At 42.2% G+C, this 15,842-nt stretch carries 14 protein-coding genes; 4 read left to right on the forward strand and 10 right to left on the reverse strand.

Annotation, left to right across the window (positions count from 1 at the left end):
• The first annotated feature begins 3 nt into the window (after window positions 1-3).
• On the forward strand, window positions 4-1,014 hold the full coding sequence (locus H7T97_RS02340; protein WP_049483378.1) for a lactonase family protein: 1,011 nt from the start codon (window positions 4-6) through the stop codon (window positions 1,012-1,014).
• 95 nt (window positions 1,015-1,109) lie between these two features.
• Window positions 1,110-1,295 (forward strand): hypothetical protein, encoded by a 186-nt coding sequence (locus H7T97_RS02345; RefSeq protein WP_003002861.1) that lies wholly within the window; start codon window positions 1,110-1,112, stop codon window positions 1,293-1,295.
• Window positions 1,296-1,396: 101 nt separating this feature from the next.
• Here the strand turns inward: H7T97_RS02345 and eno are convergent, their stop codons facing one another.
• Complete coding sequence (eno, locus tag H7T97_RS02350) at window positions 1,397-2,701, reverse strand: surface-displayed alpha-enolase (RefSeq protein WP_049483377.1); 1,305 nt, start codon at window positions 2,699-2,701, stop codon at window positions 1,397-1,399.
• A gap of 211 nt (window positions 2,702-2,912) precedes the next feature.
• On the opposite strand from eno, the gene H7T97_RS02355 reads away from it, so the two are divergent.
• Window positions 2,913-3,365, forward strand: coding sequence for a DUF1694 domain-containing protein (locus H7T97_RS02355; RefSeq protein ID WP_024055076.1), 453 nt, complete (start codon window positions 2,913-2,915; stop codon window positions 3,363-3,365).
• A 42-nt stretch (window positions 3,366-3,407) separates the two neighbouring features.
• Here the strand turns inward: H7T97_RS02355 and H7T97_RS02360 are convergent, their stop codons facing one another.
• The 9 genes from H7T97_RS02360 to H7T97_RS02400 form a co-directional block, all read right to left on the reverse strand.
• Window positions 3,408-4,523 carry a glycerate kinase gene (locus H7T97_RS02360; protein WP_070674330.1) on the reverse strand — a complete coding sequence of 372 codons (1,116 nt, stop codon included), beginning with the start codon at window positions 4,521-4,523 and terminating at the stop codon, window positions 3,408-3,410.
• The gene (serB, locus tag H7T97_RS02365) at window positions 4,508-5,176 is read right to left on the reverse strand and encodes a phosphoserine phosphatase SerB (RefSeq protein ID WP_201089225.1); all 669 of its coding nucleotides are present in this window, start codon (window positions 5,174-5,176) and stop codon (window positions 4,508-4,510) included. The genes H7T97_RS02360 and serB overlap by 16 nt, the downstream gene beginning before the upstream one ends.
• Before the next feature lie 113 nt (window positions 5,177-5,289).
• A complete protein-coding gene (gene ezrA / locus H7T97_RS02370; RefSeq protein WP_201089227.1) occupies window positions 5,290-7,014 on the reverse strand; it encodes a septation ring formation regulator EzrA in 1,725 nt (574 codons plus the stop codon).
• Window positions 7,015-7,100: 86 nt separating this feature from the next.
• Window positions 7,101-9,050, reverse strand: coding sequence for a DNA topoisomerase (ATP-hydrolyzing) subunit B (gyrB, locus tag H7T97_RS02375; RefSeq protein WP_049483373.1), 1,950 nt, complete (start codon window positions 9,048-9,050; stop codon window positions 7,101-7,103).
• 12 nt (window positions 9,051-9,062) lie between these two features.
• Window positions 9,063-9,626: an HAD-IA family hydrolase gene (locus H7T97_RS02380; protein ID WP_049483372.1), complete on the reverse strand. Its 564-nt coding sequence runs from the start codon at window positions 9,624-9,626 to the stop codon at window positions 9,063-9,065.
• Window positions 9,627-9,791: 165 nt separating this feature from the next.
• Window positions 9,792-10,343 carry a DJ-1 family glyoxalase III gene (locus tag H7T97_RS02385; protein ID WP_023918632.1) on the reverse strand — a complete coding sequence of 184 codons (552 nt, stop codon included), beginning with the start codon at window positions 10,341-10,343 and terminating at the stop codon, window positions 9,792-9,794.
• A 19-nt stretch (window positions 10,344-10,362) separates the two neighbouring features.
• A complete protein-coding gene (locus H7T97_RS02390; RefSeq protein ID WP_023918634.1) occupies window positions 10,363-11,592 on the reverse strand; it encodes an FtsW/RodA/SpoVE family cell cycle protein in 1,230 nt (409 codons plus the stop codon).
• Window positions 11,593-11,625: 33 nt separating this feature from the next.
• Complete coding sequence (locus H7T97_RS02395; RefSeq protein ID WP_201089229.1) at window positions 11,626-12,606, reverse strand: YeiH family protein; 981 nt, start codon at window positions 12,604-12,606, stop codon at window positions 11,626-11,628.
• 4 nt (window positions 12,607-12,610) lie between these two features.
• A complete protein-coding gene (locus H7T97_RS02400; RefSeq protein WP_201089288.1) occupies window positions 12,611-15,064 on the reverse strand; it encodes a bifunctional DnaQ family exonuclease/ATP-dependent helicase in 2,454 nt (817 codons plus the stop codon).
• 118 nt (window positions 15,065-15,182) lie between these two features.
• On the opposite strand from H7T97_RS02400, the gene H7T97_RS02405 reads away from it, so the two are divergent.
• Window positions 15,183-15,824: an MBL fold metallo-hydrolase gene (locus H7T97_RS02405; protein ID WP_201089231.1), complete on the forward strand. Its 642-nt coding sequence runs from the start codon at window positions 15,183-15,185 to the stop codon at window positions 15,822-15,824.
• The last annotated feature ends 18 nt before the right edge of the window (window positions 15,825-15,842 follow it).

Genomic DNA, 15,842 nt, shown 5'->3' on the forward strand with positions numbered 1-15,842 from the left:
CCTATGTCTCAAACCATTTATTTCGGTACCTATACCAAAAAAGAATCCAAAGGAATTTACAAGGCACAATTTGACCCTGAAACAGGGACATTGAGCCATCTTGAACTAGTGGCAGCCGAGCCCAATCCAACCTATATCGCTTTTTCTGAAAAAGGCAACCTCTACAGTGTCGGAGCTGAAGAGGGAAAAGGAGGAATCGCAAGTTTTACAGCTGATTTTCAGCCGCTCAATCACGTTGTCGAAGAAGGGGCTCCACTCTGCTATGTCTCTGTCGATGACAAGCGTCAACTGGTCTATGGATCCAACTATCACAAAGGCCAAGTTCTCGTATATAAGCTAGAGGCAGATGGGCGTTTGTCCTTTGTCGATCAAGACACCCACCAAGGAAGTGGTCCTCATGCCAATCAATCAAGTCCACATACCCACTATGCAGACCTTACGCCAGATCAGTACTTAATCACGTGTGACCTAGGAACAGATAGTTTGCATGTCTATGATGTCAGTGAGGAAGGAAACCTAACCCTGATCAATCAGTATCAAACAGCCCCAGGGGCAGGACCTCGTCACCTGGTCTTTCATCCTCACTATAAGACTGCCTATCTCATCAATGAATTAAATGCTACGATCGATGTACTCTTTTATGATGGTATGGGTGAATTCGAACACTTCCAAACTGTTTCCACACTTCCATCAGACTACGATGGTCAAAAATGGGCTTCTGCGATCAAGCTCTCAGCTGATGGAAAATTCCTCTATGCATCTAACCGTGCTCACAATTCCATCGCTGTCTTCAAAGTTGTGGCTGATGGTAGCCTAGAACTGATTGAAATTGTTCCAACTCAAGGCCTCAATCCACGAGATTTCACACTTAGTCCTGATCAAAACTATTTGATCGTAGCCCATCAAGATTCACCTAATGCCACGGTCTTCAAGCGGGATTCTGCTAGCGGAAAATTGACCCTTCTATCCGACGACTTCTATGTTCCAGAGGCCGTTTGTACGGTTTTTCATTAAGTCGTTTTAGTTGTCAAACCTCTAAAAAAATGATTAAATAGATGAGAAAAAGGCGTGAGCCTGACTTCACAACTTATATTTTAGGAGATCCTAACATGAATCCATTGGACTTATTTAACCAAGTGAAAGAAATGATCGAAAAGAAAGATTTCGACGCTGCAAAGAAATTTGTTGATGACAACAAAGACAACCTTGGCGACTACCTTGAACAAGCCAAAGGGCTTGTATCTGGAAATGAAATGGTCAGCGGTGCCTTGGACAAAATCAAAGGCTTGTTCTAATAAGACGATTCCTCAACTATCTGGTTGAGGAATTTTTGTTTACCACAAGCAAAAAAGATCCTTGAGAAAACTCAAGGATCTTTTTAGTCTAGTAAACTAGATTATTTCTTAAGGTTGTAGAATGATTTCAATCCACGGTATTCAGCTACTTCACCAAGTTGATCTTCGATGCGAAGCAATTGGTTGTATTTAGCGATACGGTCTGTACGTGAAAGTGAACCAGTCTTGATTTGTCCTGCGTTTGTTGCAACTGCGATGTCAGCGATTGTTGAATCTTCAGTTTCACCTGAACGGTGTGATACAACGGCAGTGTAACCAGCTTCTTTCGCCATTTCGATAGCGTCGAATGTTTCAGTAAGAGTACCGATTTGGTTAACTTTGATAAGGATTGAGTTAGCAGCACCTTCTTCGATACCACGTGAAAGGTAATCAGTGTTTGTTACGAAGAAGTCGTCACCAACCAATTGAACTTTACCACCAAGACGTTCAGTAAGAGCTTTCCAACCTTCCCAGTCGTTTTCATCCATACCATCTTCGATAGTGATGATAGGGTATTTGTCAACCAATCCTTCAAGGTAAGCGATTTGTTCTTCAGCAGTACGAACAGCAGCGCCTTCACCTTCAAATTTAGTGTAATCGTAAACTTTGCGTTCTTTATCGTAGAATTCTGATGATGCACAGTCAAATCCGATAAATACGTCTTTACCTGGAACATAACCAGCAGCTTCGATAGCAGCGATGATAGTTTCTACACCATCTTCAGTTCCGTCGAAACGAGGAGCGAATCCACCTTCGTCACCAACGGCAGTTTCAAGACCACGACCTTTAAGGATTTTCTTAAGTGCGTGGAAGATTTCAGCACCCCAACGAAGAGCTTCTTTGAATGTAGGTGCACCAGCAGGTACGATCATGAATTCTTGGAAAGCGATTGGAGCATCTGAGTGAGATCCACCATTGATGATGTTCATCATTGGAGTTGGAAGAACTTTAGTGTTGAATCCACCAAGGTAGCTGTAAAGTGGGATTTCAAGGTAGTCAGCAGCAGCACGAGCTACAGCGATAGACACACCAAGGATTGCGTTTGCTCCCAATTTACCTTTGTTAGGAGTACCGTCAAGAGCGATCATAGCACGGTCGATAGCTTGTTGATCACGTACATCATAGCCGATGATTGCTTCAGCAATAATGTTGTTTACGTTGTCAACAGCTTTTTGAGTACCAAGACCACCGTAACGAGATTTGTCACCGTCACGAAGTTCAACTGCTTCGTGTTCACCAGTAGAAGCTCCTGATGGAACCATACCACGTCCATGAGCACCTGATTCAGTATATACTTCTACTTCAAGTGTTGGGTTACCGCGTGAGTCTAGGACTTCGCGAGCGTAAACATCAGTAATAATTGACATTTCTTACTCTCCTTATTGAGTTATATTTTTTACTCCTCTATCATATCGTAATTAGGCTATTTTTTCAAGAAAAAACAAGGAAATCTACGAAAATTGAGAAGTTTTTAACAAGAAAACGGTTCCACTGCCTTATTTTCTTCCATTTCCCTTCCTTATTTAATTTTTTAGCATTCTTCTACTCTTCTGCTGCGCTTTATGCTATACTAAGCTTATGACAGATATTAATAAAACGATTTTAGAAAAAGCTGCTGGTCCTACTCGATTCAATCCGGATGAGCAGCGTCGATTTTTGGAGACGTATGAGGAACGGGTGATTGCTTCATGCACCTTGGAGGAGGCAAGGGACAAGATGTACCTGGAGCAGTATTCGACAATCCTCACTGATATTTCAGAGCGCTTTCAACCTATTTTGGTCAAGATCTCTCCAGCTTTAGATGAAAGCAGCCAGCTACAATATTTGAAAAAAACCAAGGACCTTGGCTTGGTAGCGAGCATCGTTTCGGATGACTGTCGCCATTCCCCCTTTGGTCTCATCATCCATACTGACCACCCATCTGGAATTTCTCCAACAGATATGAGTCTCCAGTATCCAAATTTGTTTGAAAAGAAAGAAGAGACTGCCAGTCCAGAAAAGAAATCATTTTGGAAACGTCTCTTTAGCTAAAGAAAAACCAATGGAAGGGAACATCTCCTTTCCATTGGTTTTTTAGTTTGCTTTTATTTTCAAAAGGTTCCCAATATTTCGAGCGCAGGAAATTAAATTTCTTTCAGCGTGAGCGAGTGCATCTGCTACCTCACAAGGACCATTTACGATAGAGAAGGCAGCATCAATGTGATGACTAGGAAAAGCAGGCAAATCCTCCGCTAAGCTACCACAAATAGCAAGCACTGGGATCTTCTCTGGTGTTCGTTTGGCTACCCCGACAGGAGCCTTCCCAGAAAGAGATTGGAGATCCATCCTACCTTCCCCAACGACGACCAGATCAGCTTTTTGTACTTTGTGATCAAAGTCAATCAAATCGAGGCTTTTTTCAATTCCTGAGGAAATCTGACCTCCCGCAAAAACAACCAAGCCAGCAGCCATGCCACCTCCAGCTCCGGCGCCAGGCATGGACAATATTCGTGCATCAGCAAGCTGGTAAAAATCCTGCATAGCCTGATCAACAGCTGGAAACAGAAGGGGATTCAATCCCTTTTGCCCACCAAAGATATAGGTCGCTCCTTGACTGCCACAGAGAGGATTGGTTACATCCGTTAAGACTTGGAGCTCGATGTCTTCTAAAGCTTTTGGAACCGCACTGGTATCTATTCTAGCCACACGACCGAGCGAAGCTCCTACAGGACGAAGCAGATGGCCTTGATCATCATAGAAGGCTACCCCTAATCCAGCTGCCATCCCAATCCCAGCATCATTCGTTGCAGAACCGCCAATTCCCACACAGATCGTTTTAACCCCTTGGTCAACCAATTGCAAAATAAGTTCACCAATTCCTCGTGTTTCCAGTTCAAGAGGATTTCGTTTTTCAGCTGGAATCGACCCTAAACCGACAAGAGACGCCATCTCAAAAAAGGCCATCTCATCTTTTTGGTAGTAAGACATTGAAACAGGCTGTCCAAATGGTCCGGTTACTTGCGTTTGGTACTCCGTTACATCCAGAACTCCAGCTAGGGTTTCCATGGTGCCTTCGCCACCATCCCCTATAGGAAGGAGGTCAAAAGTTGCATCTGGTAGAGCCTCTTGAAATCCTTTTTTCAAGGCTTCTGCTACTTGTTTGGCAGATAAGGATTCTTTAAATGAATCCGGTGCTAGTAGGATATGCATGCTGTTTCCTTTCTATGCTGGTCTAGAATTTCAAGAACAAGGCTTAGATCCCTCGTCTCAATACGGTATGGAGCTCGTTCGGCAACGATCGGCTTTGCCATAAAGGCAATCCCGATTCCGGCTGTTTCAATCATGGGAAGATCATTGGCACCATCTCCCATAGCAATCGTCTGACTTCGTGGAATATGATTTTCTCTCGCCCATGTCAGGAGGGAGTCTTTTTTTCTTTCAGGGGTCACAATCTCTCCGAGCACTTTCCCTGTCAGACGGCCATCAAAAGTCTGCAAACGATTAGCACGAACCAGATCAATTCCTAAAGACTTCGCGATAGGATCGATGACTTCATGAAATCCCCCTGAAACAAGACCAACCTTGTAACCTCTTTGATGAAGTTCCGTGATTAAGATCTTAGCTCCCGGTGTGACGTCCATCTGCTCTACAATTTTCGGAAAAATAGAGGCCTCTAATCCCTTCAATAAAGCGACACGCGCCTGTAAAGATGCTTTAAAATCCAACTCTCCATTCATTGCTTGTGCCGTAATCTCTGCTACTTTTTGTCCCACGCCAGCTTCTTGAGCTAGTAAATCAATTCCTTCTTGTTGGATCAAAGTTCCATCTACATCCATAACGAGGAGACCTGTTACTTCTTTCATCGCTTTCCCTTCTTATTTCTCCCTTACTATACAAAAATAGGGTTTAAATTTCAAGTTTCAATGATCATTTGAAGATAAAAAAAACGACCTCCTAAAAAGTCGTTTTTTTGTTATTAGAAGCGAATTTGCTCCCGAGTTTTTTCATACGAAGTAACAAAGCGATCGGTCACTCCAGCTTCTACCATCTCCAAAGCATCTGAGATGACTTTGAAGGAAGCCGCATAGTCATATTCTCTTTCGAAAATATAAAGGGACTCATCAAAGGCAGCTTGAACATGATCATCAAATGAACGATAGCGATTTGAATATTGCAACAACTGCTCCGTTAAAGTAGCATTTTGTACAATTCGATAAGTCGCTTCTTCCAATTCATTCATATCATTGGTCAAAATATCTAACAAACGATTGGTTGATTCGATGTTGATTTTATCCCCTTCCAACTCATCCATCAAAGCCTCTGTATTGTTGCTTGCTGTGAAGAATAATTCCAAGAATTCTTGAGGGATTCCTGGCAAGTTTCGTTTGTCCATATAGCGTTTAATGGCATGCAAACGGTTGGCATAGATATTAACTTTTTGGCGAGCATTGGCATCGTCTTTTTCAATTTTTGAAAGGGAATCACTTAAGCCAATTTGCTCATCTTCGATTTCTTTCAAGCGAGCTTCAATGGCTTCTAATTCTTCTTCTACGATAGAATAGGCCTTTTGTGTTTCAGATGAATCTTTCAAGGCATCTTCTACCACATTTTCTTGTGAAGATAGCTCAGCTTCCAACTCTTTTAACTGTTGGCTGAAAGCTTCATTCAAGACGAATGTTTTACCAAGGCGTTCCACTTCTGCTGCAAGGTTGCTATTGTTATCTTTTGCGTGTTTCAAATAGCCCGGCAGTTGTTTCACTAACTTCTTCACAACTTTTTGTGATTCAATTTCACGAGTAAAGATGTGATACAATGCATCGATTTCTTCTTGAATTTGTTCATTTTCGTAAATGGCATTGTCCAATTCAAGGGCGGATACATTTGCCATATTGTTCTTCAAGGAAGCATGCAACTGTTGGAAACGAGATTCAATATCTGTTTCAGTGAAGTGGTAGCCAGATTCCAAAAGCTTGCGGTAGCCACTTTCCAAATCCTCTAATTGGTCTGGAAGTTTTGACTGAAGAGCAGTGACAATTTCTGGCACTCGCTCAACAATTTGTTTTAAGGCCACAATATGGTTCTCAGCTGTATCAAGGATTTCAGCTGCTTCAACAGGGTCACCTGAAGAATTCAAGGTGACAAATTGTGAAAACTCAGATTGAATATTTCCAATTTGCTTTTCAATTTCAGGAAGTGCACTGCCATAACGATCTGGATCTGAAGTGACTTCTTTTTGAAGCTCTTCAAACATATCTAAGGCATGAACCACGCGTCCGCTATTTTTTTGTTCTTGCTCTTCAAGATCTGAAAGGGCTTGGCGAATCGCCTTGATATCTTCGTCGATCAATTGGATCTGACTTTCGATATTGTCAATGGCTTGTTTAGCCTTCATGAAACGGAAAGAATTATTGTAGCCTTCCGCCTCAAACAGATTGTTTTCAATATCAGCAAATGAATTTAAGGATAAATCTACCCATTTTTGATTCCATTCACGAAATGCAACTTGACTTTGACCAATCAAATGCATGTTTTTTACGGCCTCAACTTCATCGTTGACCGGAAGGTTATATAACTTTTCTTTTCGTTCTTCCAGTGCTGCCAGTAAGGCCTCGTTTCGTTTTCTCAAAATGACTGCAACCACATATCCTACAATCAAGATAAGGGCGACAATAAAGATGAGAACAATTAGTCCACTAGACATATAAAAACTCCTTCATCGTATTACTTGAACGTAATCCTAGTAATTATACCATAAAATATCCATTAATGGGAAGCGTTCGTTGAATTTTATACATCGAGTGTACTATATTCAGCGTTTTCTTCGATAAATTCCCGACGTGGTTCCACGCGGTCCCCCATCAACATATCAAATATCTTATCTGCTTCCGCAGCATCGTCTACTGATACCCGTGCCATCAAGCGGTGTTCGGGGTTCATAGTTGTTTCCCATAATTGGTGATCATCCATTTCCCCAAGACCTTTGTAGCGTTGGATGGTTGGTTTTGAGCGACCTTCTGAATAGCGTTCCAAAGCTGCAGCTAATTCTGCTTCTTGGTTCGCACCAGGTTGGATATATTCTTTGATCTCACTACCGACTTTGACCCCATAGATTGGTGGTTGCGCAATATAAACATATCCCGCTTCCAAGACTGGTTTCATATAGCGATAGATCAAGGTCAACAGAAGAGTTCGAATATGTGCGCCATCGACATCGGCATCGGTCATGATGACTAATTTTTGATAACGCGCTTTTGTGACATCAAATTCAGCACCAAATCCAGTTCCCATAGCAGTAAATAAACTACGGATCTCTTCATTGGCAAGAATCTTGTCCATACTTGCTTTTTCAACGTTCAAAATTTTACCACGGATTGGAAGAATTGCCTGAAATTCACGATTCCGACCTGATTTAGCAGATCCTCCAGCCGAATCCCCTTCGACGATGAAGAGTTCTGTTTCTTGTGGGTTGTTTGAAGAACAGTCTGCCAATTTACCAGGCAGGTTAGAAATCTCAAGTCCCGATTTCTTACGGGTCACTTCCCGTGCCCGCTTAGCTGCTACCCTAGCTTTCGCTGCTAAAATCCCTTTTTCAACGATTTTCTTAGCGATTTGTGGATTTTCCAAAAGGAAATCAGAAAAGGCATCACTAAAGAGTCGATTGGTAATTTTTACAACTTCTGAATTTCCAAGCTTTGTCTTGGTTTGTCCTTCAAACTGTGGGTTTGGATGTTTAACTGAGATAACTGCTGTTAAACCTTCCCGAACATCCTCTCCTGTTAAATTGTCTTCGTTTTCTTTTAAAAGTTTATTTTTCTTAGCGTAATCATTGATGACACGAGTGAGAGCTGTACGGAAACCTTGCTCGTGAGTACCACCTTCATGGGTATGGATGTTATTAGCAAAACTCATGACGGTTTCATGGTAGCCCGTAGTATATTGCATCGCCACTTCAACGGTAATATCATCCATTTCCCCATCTGTATAGATGGGTGTTTCAAAGATGACATCTTTATTTTCATTGATATATTCGACGTAACTAGAGATCCCACCTTCGTAGTGGTAATGCTTTTCCTGCTCTAAGCCTTCGCGCTTATCCGTCAAAGAAATACGCAAACCACGATTCAAAAAGGCTAATTCTTGAATCCGTTTGTTTAATTTTTCAAAATCATACTCAGTCGTTTCCGTGAAGATTTCTGGATCTGGAATAAAGTGAACAGTTGTCCCTGTCCGATCTGTCTCTCCGATGACTTTCAAATCATCCACAACTTGTCCACGACGATACTCTTGGTAATGGATACTGCCGTTTTTATAGACGCGAACATCGAGGGATGTGGAAAGGGCATTGACAACAGATGACCCTACCCCGTGAAGACCACCAGAAACCTTGTAGCCACCTCCGCCGAATTTTCCTCCCGCGTGGAGCACGGTAAAGACAGTTTCAACGGCAGGTCGACCCGTCTTTTCTTGGATATCCACTGGAATTCCCCTACCATCATCGACAACCGTGATCGAATTGTCTTTTTCAATGAAAACTTCAATATGGCTAGCAAAACCGGCTAAGGCTTCGTCAATCGAGTTATCTACAATTTCCCAGACCAGATGATGAAGACCTTCTTTTGAGGTAGATCCAATATACATCCCCGGACGCATGCGAACGGCTTCTAGTCCTTCCAAGACCTGAATCTGACTGGCATCATATTCTTGCGCTTGAATTTCTTGCTGTTTATCCTCTGTCATAATTTCCCTTTTCTATTCAAATATAAACTGGTGTAAGTGGGGCATGGTATCAAATAAATAAGTTGTCAGCCCTGCCGCCTTCCCAGCTTCTATATCGATCGGACGATCTCCGATGACCAGACCATCTTGAATGCCATATTTTTCTTTCAAATAGAGCATCGAGGTTGGATCTGGCTTGCGAGGAAAGCCCTCGTCTGCTGTTACAATCTCAGTAAAGAAGGGTGCAATGCCTGTCTGTTCAATAAGGGTCAAAACTTGGCGATCCCGATGAGATACCAAAAAATGGCGTCCTCCATGTGCTTGGATCTCTTCTAGTAACTCTTTTGCTCCCTCAAATAAGACCGGCTCTTGCAAGCCCAAGGCTTCTTTTTTCTTGTATTCCGTACGAAAATTGGAAATATGAGGGGCAAAGGTTTGAATTGCATCCTGTGTTGAGATTTTTAATGCTGCATAAACAGAATCATGATCGGCTTGAATGTGAAAGTCCTTCAATGTCGCTACAAAGGCATTTGTGGACGTTTCGTAATTATCCAATAGCGTCCCACCAAGATCCCATATAAAATCATGATAATTCATAGTCAATATTATACCACAAATGGACAAAAAAAATAAGCTAAAACCCTCATTTAGGGGGGATTTTAGCCATTTTTTACGGTCATTTCATTTTAAATCATAGAGAAGTCATTTTCCGTCATAGAATGTAAACTTTCACCAGAAAATATGGTGTCCAAAAGAGCCCTTTTAAGCATCTCCAAAGACATCTTGATAGAGCATTCCTTGACGAAGGCTTTGGGCATCTCCTCCAAACTGTTCTACCAAGGCATAGGCTAAGGCAAGCGCAGTTGAAGGACCACGACTGGTGAGAAGATTACCGTCTTTCACCACTGTTTCTTTCTGATAGTGTCCATCTTGAATCTCTTCTTCAAAACCATCGTAACACGTATAGTGTTTATCTTTTAAGAGGCCGGCACGCGCCAAGACAATTGGTGCTGCACAAATCGCAGAAATGATTTTTCCTTTTCTACTTTCTTCTTGAAGAGCTGCAATCAATTCCGAATTATCCCGCAAATTCGCAGCTCCCGGCATCCCACCTGGTAAGAAGATTCCATCATAATCTGACAGGTCCCCATTCCAGAGGCGATCGACTTCCACTGTGATCTGGTGAGAACCTGTGACCGTTTCTTCCATGCCAATAAGGTCACAGTCGATCCCAGCCCGTCTCAAAACATCGACAATGGTCAAGGCTTCAATTTCTTCAAAACCGTTTGCTAAAATCGTTGCTACTTTTTTCATTTTCATTCCTTCTTTCTATCTATTGCGCCTTTTTAAGGACTACTTTTTTACGGATTGGAGGCCCTTCTTCTGGCTCTTTCTTTTTGCTGCTATGATTATATATTGAGAGGACCAGACCAATACCAATCAGATTACTAATAATAGACGATCCACCTTGTGAGATAAAGGGGAGGGGAATCCCCGTCAAAGGGAGAAGACCCGTTACTGCTCCGACATTTTCAAAAATATGAAAGACCAGCATCATGATAAATCCGATGGAAATATAGGTATAAAATTGGTTATTGGACTGGAGGGTAATTTTTAAAATGCGGTAAATCAGGGTCACATATAAAATCAACAGCACCAGAGCTCCAACAAAGCCAAAGTCTTCTGCGACGACCGTAAAAATCATATCGCTTTCCCGTACGGGAACCAATAAATTGGAGACATTAAAGCCTTGCCCAAAGAGACCACCACTAGCAATAGCTAGCTGTCCTTGTGCCTGCTGGTAGGTGGTGGTTTGTGCATAGTCAAAAGGATTTAACCAGGCTAAAATACGGTTCATCTGATAGGTTGGCATCCCTACTTGCTGGTGCAGAAAAGCTCGCCCCCCTTCTGAAAGAAAGAGGAAGAGAAAGCCTGCTAATCCACCTGCCAGAAGCAAGATGACCGGCAAGATAATTTTCCAGGAAACTCCTGAAACGAGCACTAAGCCCGCAAAAATGGCCAAGAATACTAAGGCCGTTCCCAAGTCCTGTTGGAGAGCCAATAAGGCAAAGACCGGAATCGTATAGATGGTCAACTCTAGAATCAAAAACCAATCTTGTCGTAATAATCGCTCACGCCCCTTATTTCTTTGCAAAAATCGGACAATAGAGCGTGACAGCATCAGGATGAAGGGGATCTTCATAAATTCTGAGGGCTGAAATAAGGTGATGTTCCCATAAGCCACCCAGTTTTTAGCTCCTGTTGAAGCCACCAAGTTGGGATTATAAAAAACAAGAGGAAGAACCATCAAGGCCAAGCCTAGTAGGTAAAGAAAGGGAGTGATTTTCCAAAGAAATTTCGTACTAAAAATCGTCACAATCAGGCAAATGATACATCCCACACCAATCCAGGCCAATTGCTGCCCCAAAAAAGGCCACACCATTTGGGGATAATCATGAGAAACTGCCACATAAACGGATAAGATCCCAATCATAAGTAGGGTGAAGACAATTCCAATGATCGAATAATCCAGGTGGATCGTCCAAAAATGATTTTTCTTCATTCACGTTCCTTTCTGTGAGAATCATCAAATTAATTAATAGAACAACATCTGTAGAATCAAGCTAGATCCTGCCACACAGAACCAAGCAATCAAACCTACCAGAAGGGGGGCTGCTCCAGCCGAACGGAACTGTTTCCAAGAAACCTTGCTTCCGATTCCAACCAAGGCCATGGCCATAAAGAGGTGAGAAAGGTCATTTAGGTATGGTAGGACCACTTTAGGTACCAGGCCAATAGAAGAAAGAATGGAAGCCACAATAAACCAGATAATAAACCAAGGAATAATTTTCTTTAACATTCCTTTGTTTCTTCCTTGTTGTTTACTCCGATACCATTTTAAACCGATCAAGCCCAAACAAACTGGTACAATCATCAGGGCGCGTGTTAACTTAACAATTGTAGCCATTTGCCCCGCTGCTTTACTGTAAGAAAATGCTGCTGCTACAACAGATGACGTATCGTTAATGGCTGTTCCTGACCAGAGGCCAAATTGAAAATTAGACATATGCCATAAATGGCCTAATACTGGAAAGATAAAGACAGCCAAAATGTTGAAGAAGAAGATAGTTGACATAGATAGGGCTATTTCCTCTTCGTCTGCTTCAATGATCGGCGCTGCTGCTGCAATAGCAGATCCACCACAAATAGCTGTACCAAACCCAATTAAGGTCCGTAGATGAGATTTCAGGTGGAAGACTCTCCCAAAAATAATAGCTGCAAGAAAGGCAACGGTTATCGTTGGCAGACTAATCTTTAAAGAAGACAAACCTGTAGAGGCAACCGTCGCAATGGGCAAGCTAAATCCCATGAAGATAATCGAATACTGTAACAATTTCTTACCGGACCAGTTCAAGCCTGGTCGTGAATTCTCCGGCAAATCCACAAATTCATTAAGGACAATTCCTAAAATTAAGGCAAAAACACTGGAGCCAATAATGGGAAAGAAAGTTCCCAACAACATAGCACAAAGTGCCAGTACAAATGCAATTGCAAGTCCAAATCCTTTATTTTTCATTTTCTCAATTCCTTTCAAAAAAGTCAGCTGCTTGCTCAACAAGCCGCTCTCTCACTGTCGTGTGAAGGGGCAACACTTGTTGCAACCCGTCCAAAATTTGTTTTCCATATCGCTTGGTTACCACCCGCTGATCTAATAAAAGCACCAAAGATTCCTGATCTTGAAAACGGCTGGTTCTCCCAATAGCCTGTTTAAGTCTTAAAATCGCGACTGGAAGACTATAGTCATAAAAGGGATTTTTCCCCTGTTCTCTGAGTTGGGTATTCAGCTTTTGAACCATATAATCTTTAGGATTGTCAAAAGGAAGGCGCGTGATGATTTGAATCACTTCTTTTTGTTGGGAGAAATCGACTCCCTCCCAGAAGCTTCCTGTTCCCAATAAAATAGAGCTTTCTCCTCGGTCAAATCGTCGCTTAATATTAGCTGCATCGCCATTTCGATACTGGGCCAAGTGAGGAAACTTCAATGCGTTTGACGTCTCCAGTAACAATTCTTTTGAAGTAAACAAAAGAAAAATTGGCTTTCGTAAAGGAAGGAGTTCACCGACGAGCTGACAAATCTCTCCTGCATACTCCACGGAAGATAGAGAAACGACATCTGGAAAATCAATCGGCACCAGCAATTCCTGGTGTTGTTTGACTGTTATCGGTACCCGATAGATTTGCTGCTTTTGATATCCTAAAAGAGCAGGTAAATGCACTTTTTTACTGATAGCGATCGTCGCTGATACAAAGAGCACGGTCACTTCTTCAGGTACAAATTCCTTAAAGGATAGTAAGTCCTCCACTCCTCCATGGAGACGAAGAATCTGGTGGCTTTCAACCACTTCTTTGTCTATCCAAAAGGTTTGGTAGCGCTCATCAAACAATTCCTTTAGATTCTCTAGAGATTCGGTTTTCAATTCCGATACATCCTGCCGAATTTTTGCCACCGTTTGATCTGATAAGACTGCCGTTTTTCCTTGCACGACTTCTTTGGAGCAGGCATTTAACTCAAATTGAATACTCTCCAGCAAACGTCGTTGTAGAAGATCTTTTTCCTCTTCAATAGCGTGTTGCAAGTTTAAAAGAAGAGATTGCAAGGTTTCTTCTCTCTGTGAAAATTGCTCTAAAGCAAAGAAGAGTTTTTGCGCTTCATCCACGACCAGAACAGACTCTTGAAGTAGACTCTTATCATCTTCTAGACGGGTTAGCAGATAAGCATGATTGGTCAGAATTACCCGGCTGGTTTTCACTTTTTCCTGGCCGAGGCGCCAAAAATCTTCCTGATAAAACAGTGAACGTTTCGACAATTGACCATCGTGGCAAATGTCAGCTACAAAATGAAGATGACGATAGAGTTGGCCAATTTCACTGAACTCTCCTGATTCAGTCATGGTCAGCCAAACCAACAGTTGCATTTTAAAGCGTCGAATCATCCCATTATCTGACTCAATCTGTAAGGTCTCATAAAATTTATCGAGTTGGATATAATCCTTGGGACTTTTAAGGCTATGAAAGGGAATTTGGAAAAGATCCTGGATGGTTTTTCCTTCTTTCTTCATAATTTGATCCTGAAGAATTTTAGTTGGAACACTCACAAGAATGCGCTTGGAGGTTTTAGCCAAAAGCGTTAACAGATAAGCGTAGGTCTTCCCAATTCCCGTTGGCGCCTCGATAAAACTTGGAAGCGGCTGGTGCAAACTGTCCTCGATATAGGCAACAAATTCTCTCTGCTCCGGATAAGCTTCCATTCCCAACAACTGCATATTGAGTTCAAACTGTTCAGACAAATAGTGACTTTCTAAGAACTGCTGTGGCTTTCGCAGGTAGAGTCCATGAACTTCTACTAAATGAGCTGGTAAAAAAAGACTACTGTCTTCAAGCGCATCTTCTATTAAGAGTCGCGATTCATAAATCAAACAATCTGCCATCGAAAGAAGTTTTTCGATCAATCCTCTTGGTAAGCTCGCAATTTTCTCTCTCAATTTCAACAGCAGCTGGGCTGTTGCCATAGCATCCGCTAGAGCGGAGTGAGCATGGTGCAACTCAATTTCCAGTTCAGTCGCAAGCGCTCCTAAATTGTAGCGTTCCAAAGTCGGATAGAAAATTTGAGACAATTCAACCGTATCAATCCGAGGAGTCGTTAGCTCAAATCCTTCCCAAAAGAGGGCTTCTGCCAATAAATTCGCATCAAATTTGACATTATGGGCCACAAAGACGGCATCTTCTATTAATTCAAAAATTTCTTTTGCCACTTGTGCAAACTCTGGAGCTTTTTTCAAGCGAGCATCTGTCAGGCCAGTCAGTTGTTTGATATGCTCATCCAATCGTTCATGGGGATTCACATCCGTCTCATAGGATTGCCTAATCCTCCCATCTTCGACGATGACAATCCCAACCTGAATGATCTTAGCATTGCTTCCAGCACTGGTCGCTTCCAGGTCCACAATGGCATATTTCCGTTTCTGTCTTGTCATAATACTTAAAATTATATCACGTTTGAGCAAGCTCTGCAGATTTTTTTCTCCTTTCATGCTGACTTCAATCCTGTTATTTTCCTTACAATTTGATACACTATTCTAGAAAGGAGTCCTTATGAAAATCTATCGTACTGTTAATCCTGTAGCTTATGAAAACACCTACTACCTTGAAAATGAACACTCCCTCATTCTTGTTGATCCAGGTAGCGACTGGGCGACTATTCAAAAACAAATTGATCACGTAGGAAAACCAATTGTAGCGATTCTTTTAACCCATACTCACTACGATCACATTATGAGTCTTGAAAAGGCCCGTCAGAAGTATCATTTCCCACCAGTCTATGTCCATTCGGCAGAAGCCAGTTGGTTGTCTTCTCCTGTCGATAATTTATCTGGTTTGGATCGTCATGCGGATTTAGAAGATGTTGTATGTCAGGAGGCCGACTTCCTTTATGACATTCGCTCCGATTACGAAATAGCCGATTTCCACTTTTATGTTCTAGAGACACCGGGCCACTCTGCCGGAGGAGTCTCCATCGTCTTTCCCGAGGATCACTTGGTACTATCCGGTGATGCCCTTTTTCGCGAAACCATTGGACGGACCGATCTTCCAACAGGGAACGCGGCACAGTTGCTTAGCAGTATCAGGGAAGAGCTCTTTACCCTTCCATCTTCCTATACCGTCTATCCTGGCCATGGCCCTGAAACTTCTATCGGTCACGAGAAGATGTTCAATCCCTTCTTTAGACAATCTTAAAGAATCATGTATCCTCCT

This window comes from Streptococcus parasanguinis (assembly GCF_016648925.1).
Taxonomy (GTDB): Bacteria; Bacillota; Bacilli; order Lactobacillales; family Streptococcaceae; genus Streptococcus.

Coding starts and splice junctions, on each gene's coding strand:
- H7T97_RS02340 (WP_049483378.1), top strand. CDS start 4: ATGTCTCAAACCATTTATTTCGGTACCTATACCAAAAAAGAATCCAAA.
- H7T97_RS02345 (WP_003002861.1), top strand. CDS start 1,110: ATGAATCCATTGGACTTATTTAACCAAGTGAAAGAAATGATCGAAAAG.
- eno (WP_049483377.1), bottom strand. CDS start 2,701: ATGTCAATTATTACTGATGTTTACGCTCGCGAAGTCCTAGACTCACGC.
- H7T97_RS02355 (WP_024055076.1), top strand. CDS start 2,913: ATGACAGATATTAATAAAACGATTTTAGAAAAAGCTGCTGGTCCTACT.
- H7T97_RS02360 (WP_070674330.1), bottom strand. CDS start 4,523: ATGCATATCCTACTAGCACCGGATTCATTTAAAGAATCCTTATCTGCC.
- serB (WP_201089225.1), bottom strand. CDS start 5,176: ATGAAAGAAGTAACAGGTCTCCTCGTTATGGATGTAGATGGAACTTTG.
- ezrA (WP_201089227.1), bottom strand. CDS start 7,014: ATGTCTAGTGGACTAATTGTTCTCATCTTTATTGTCGCCCTTATCTTG.
- gyrB (WP_049483373.1), bottom strand. CDS start 9,050: ATGACAGAGGATAAACAGCAAGAAATTCAAGCGCAAGAATATGATGCC.
- H7T97_RS02380 (WP_049483372.1), bottom strand. CDS start 9,626: ATGAATTATCATGATTTTATATGGGATCTTGGTGGGACGCTATTGGAT.
- H7T97_RS02385 (WP_023918632.1), bottom strand. CDS start 10,343: ATGAAAAAAGTAGCAACGATTTTAGCAAACGGTTTTGAAGAAATTGAA.
- H7T97_RS02390 (WP_023918634.1), bottom strand. CDS start 11,592: ATGAAGAAAAATCATTTTTGGACGATCCACCTGGATTATTCGATCATT.
- H7T97_RS02395 (WP_201089229.1), bottom strand. CDS start 12,606: ATGAAAAATAAAGGATTTGGACTTGCAATTGCATTTGTACTGGCACTT.
- H7T97_RS02400 (WP_201089288.1), bottom strand. CDS start 15,064: ATGACAAGACAGAAACGGAAATATGCCATTGTGGACCTGGAAGCGACC.
- H7T97_RS02405 (WP_201089231.1), top strand. CDS start 15,183: ATGAAAATCTATCGTACTGTTAATCCTGTAGCTTATGAAAACACCTAC.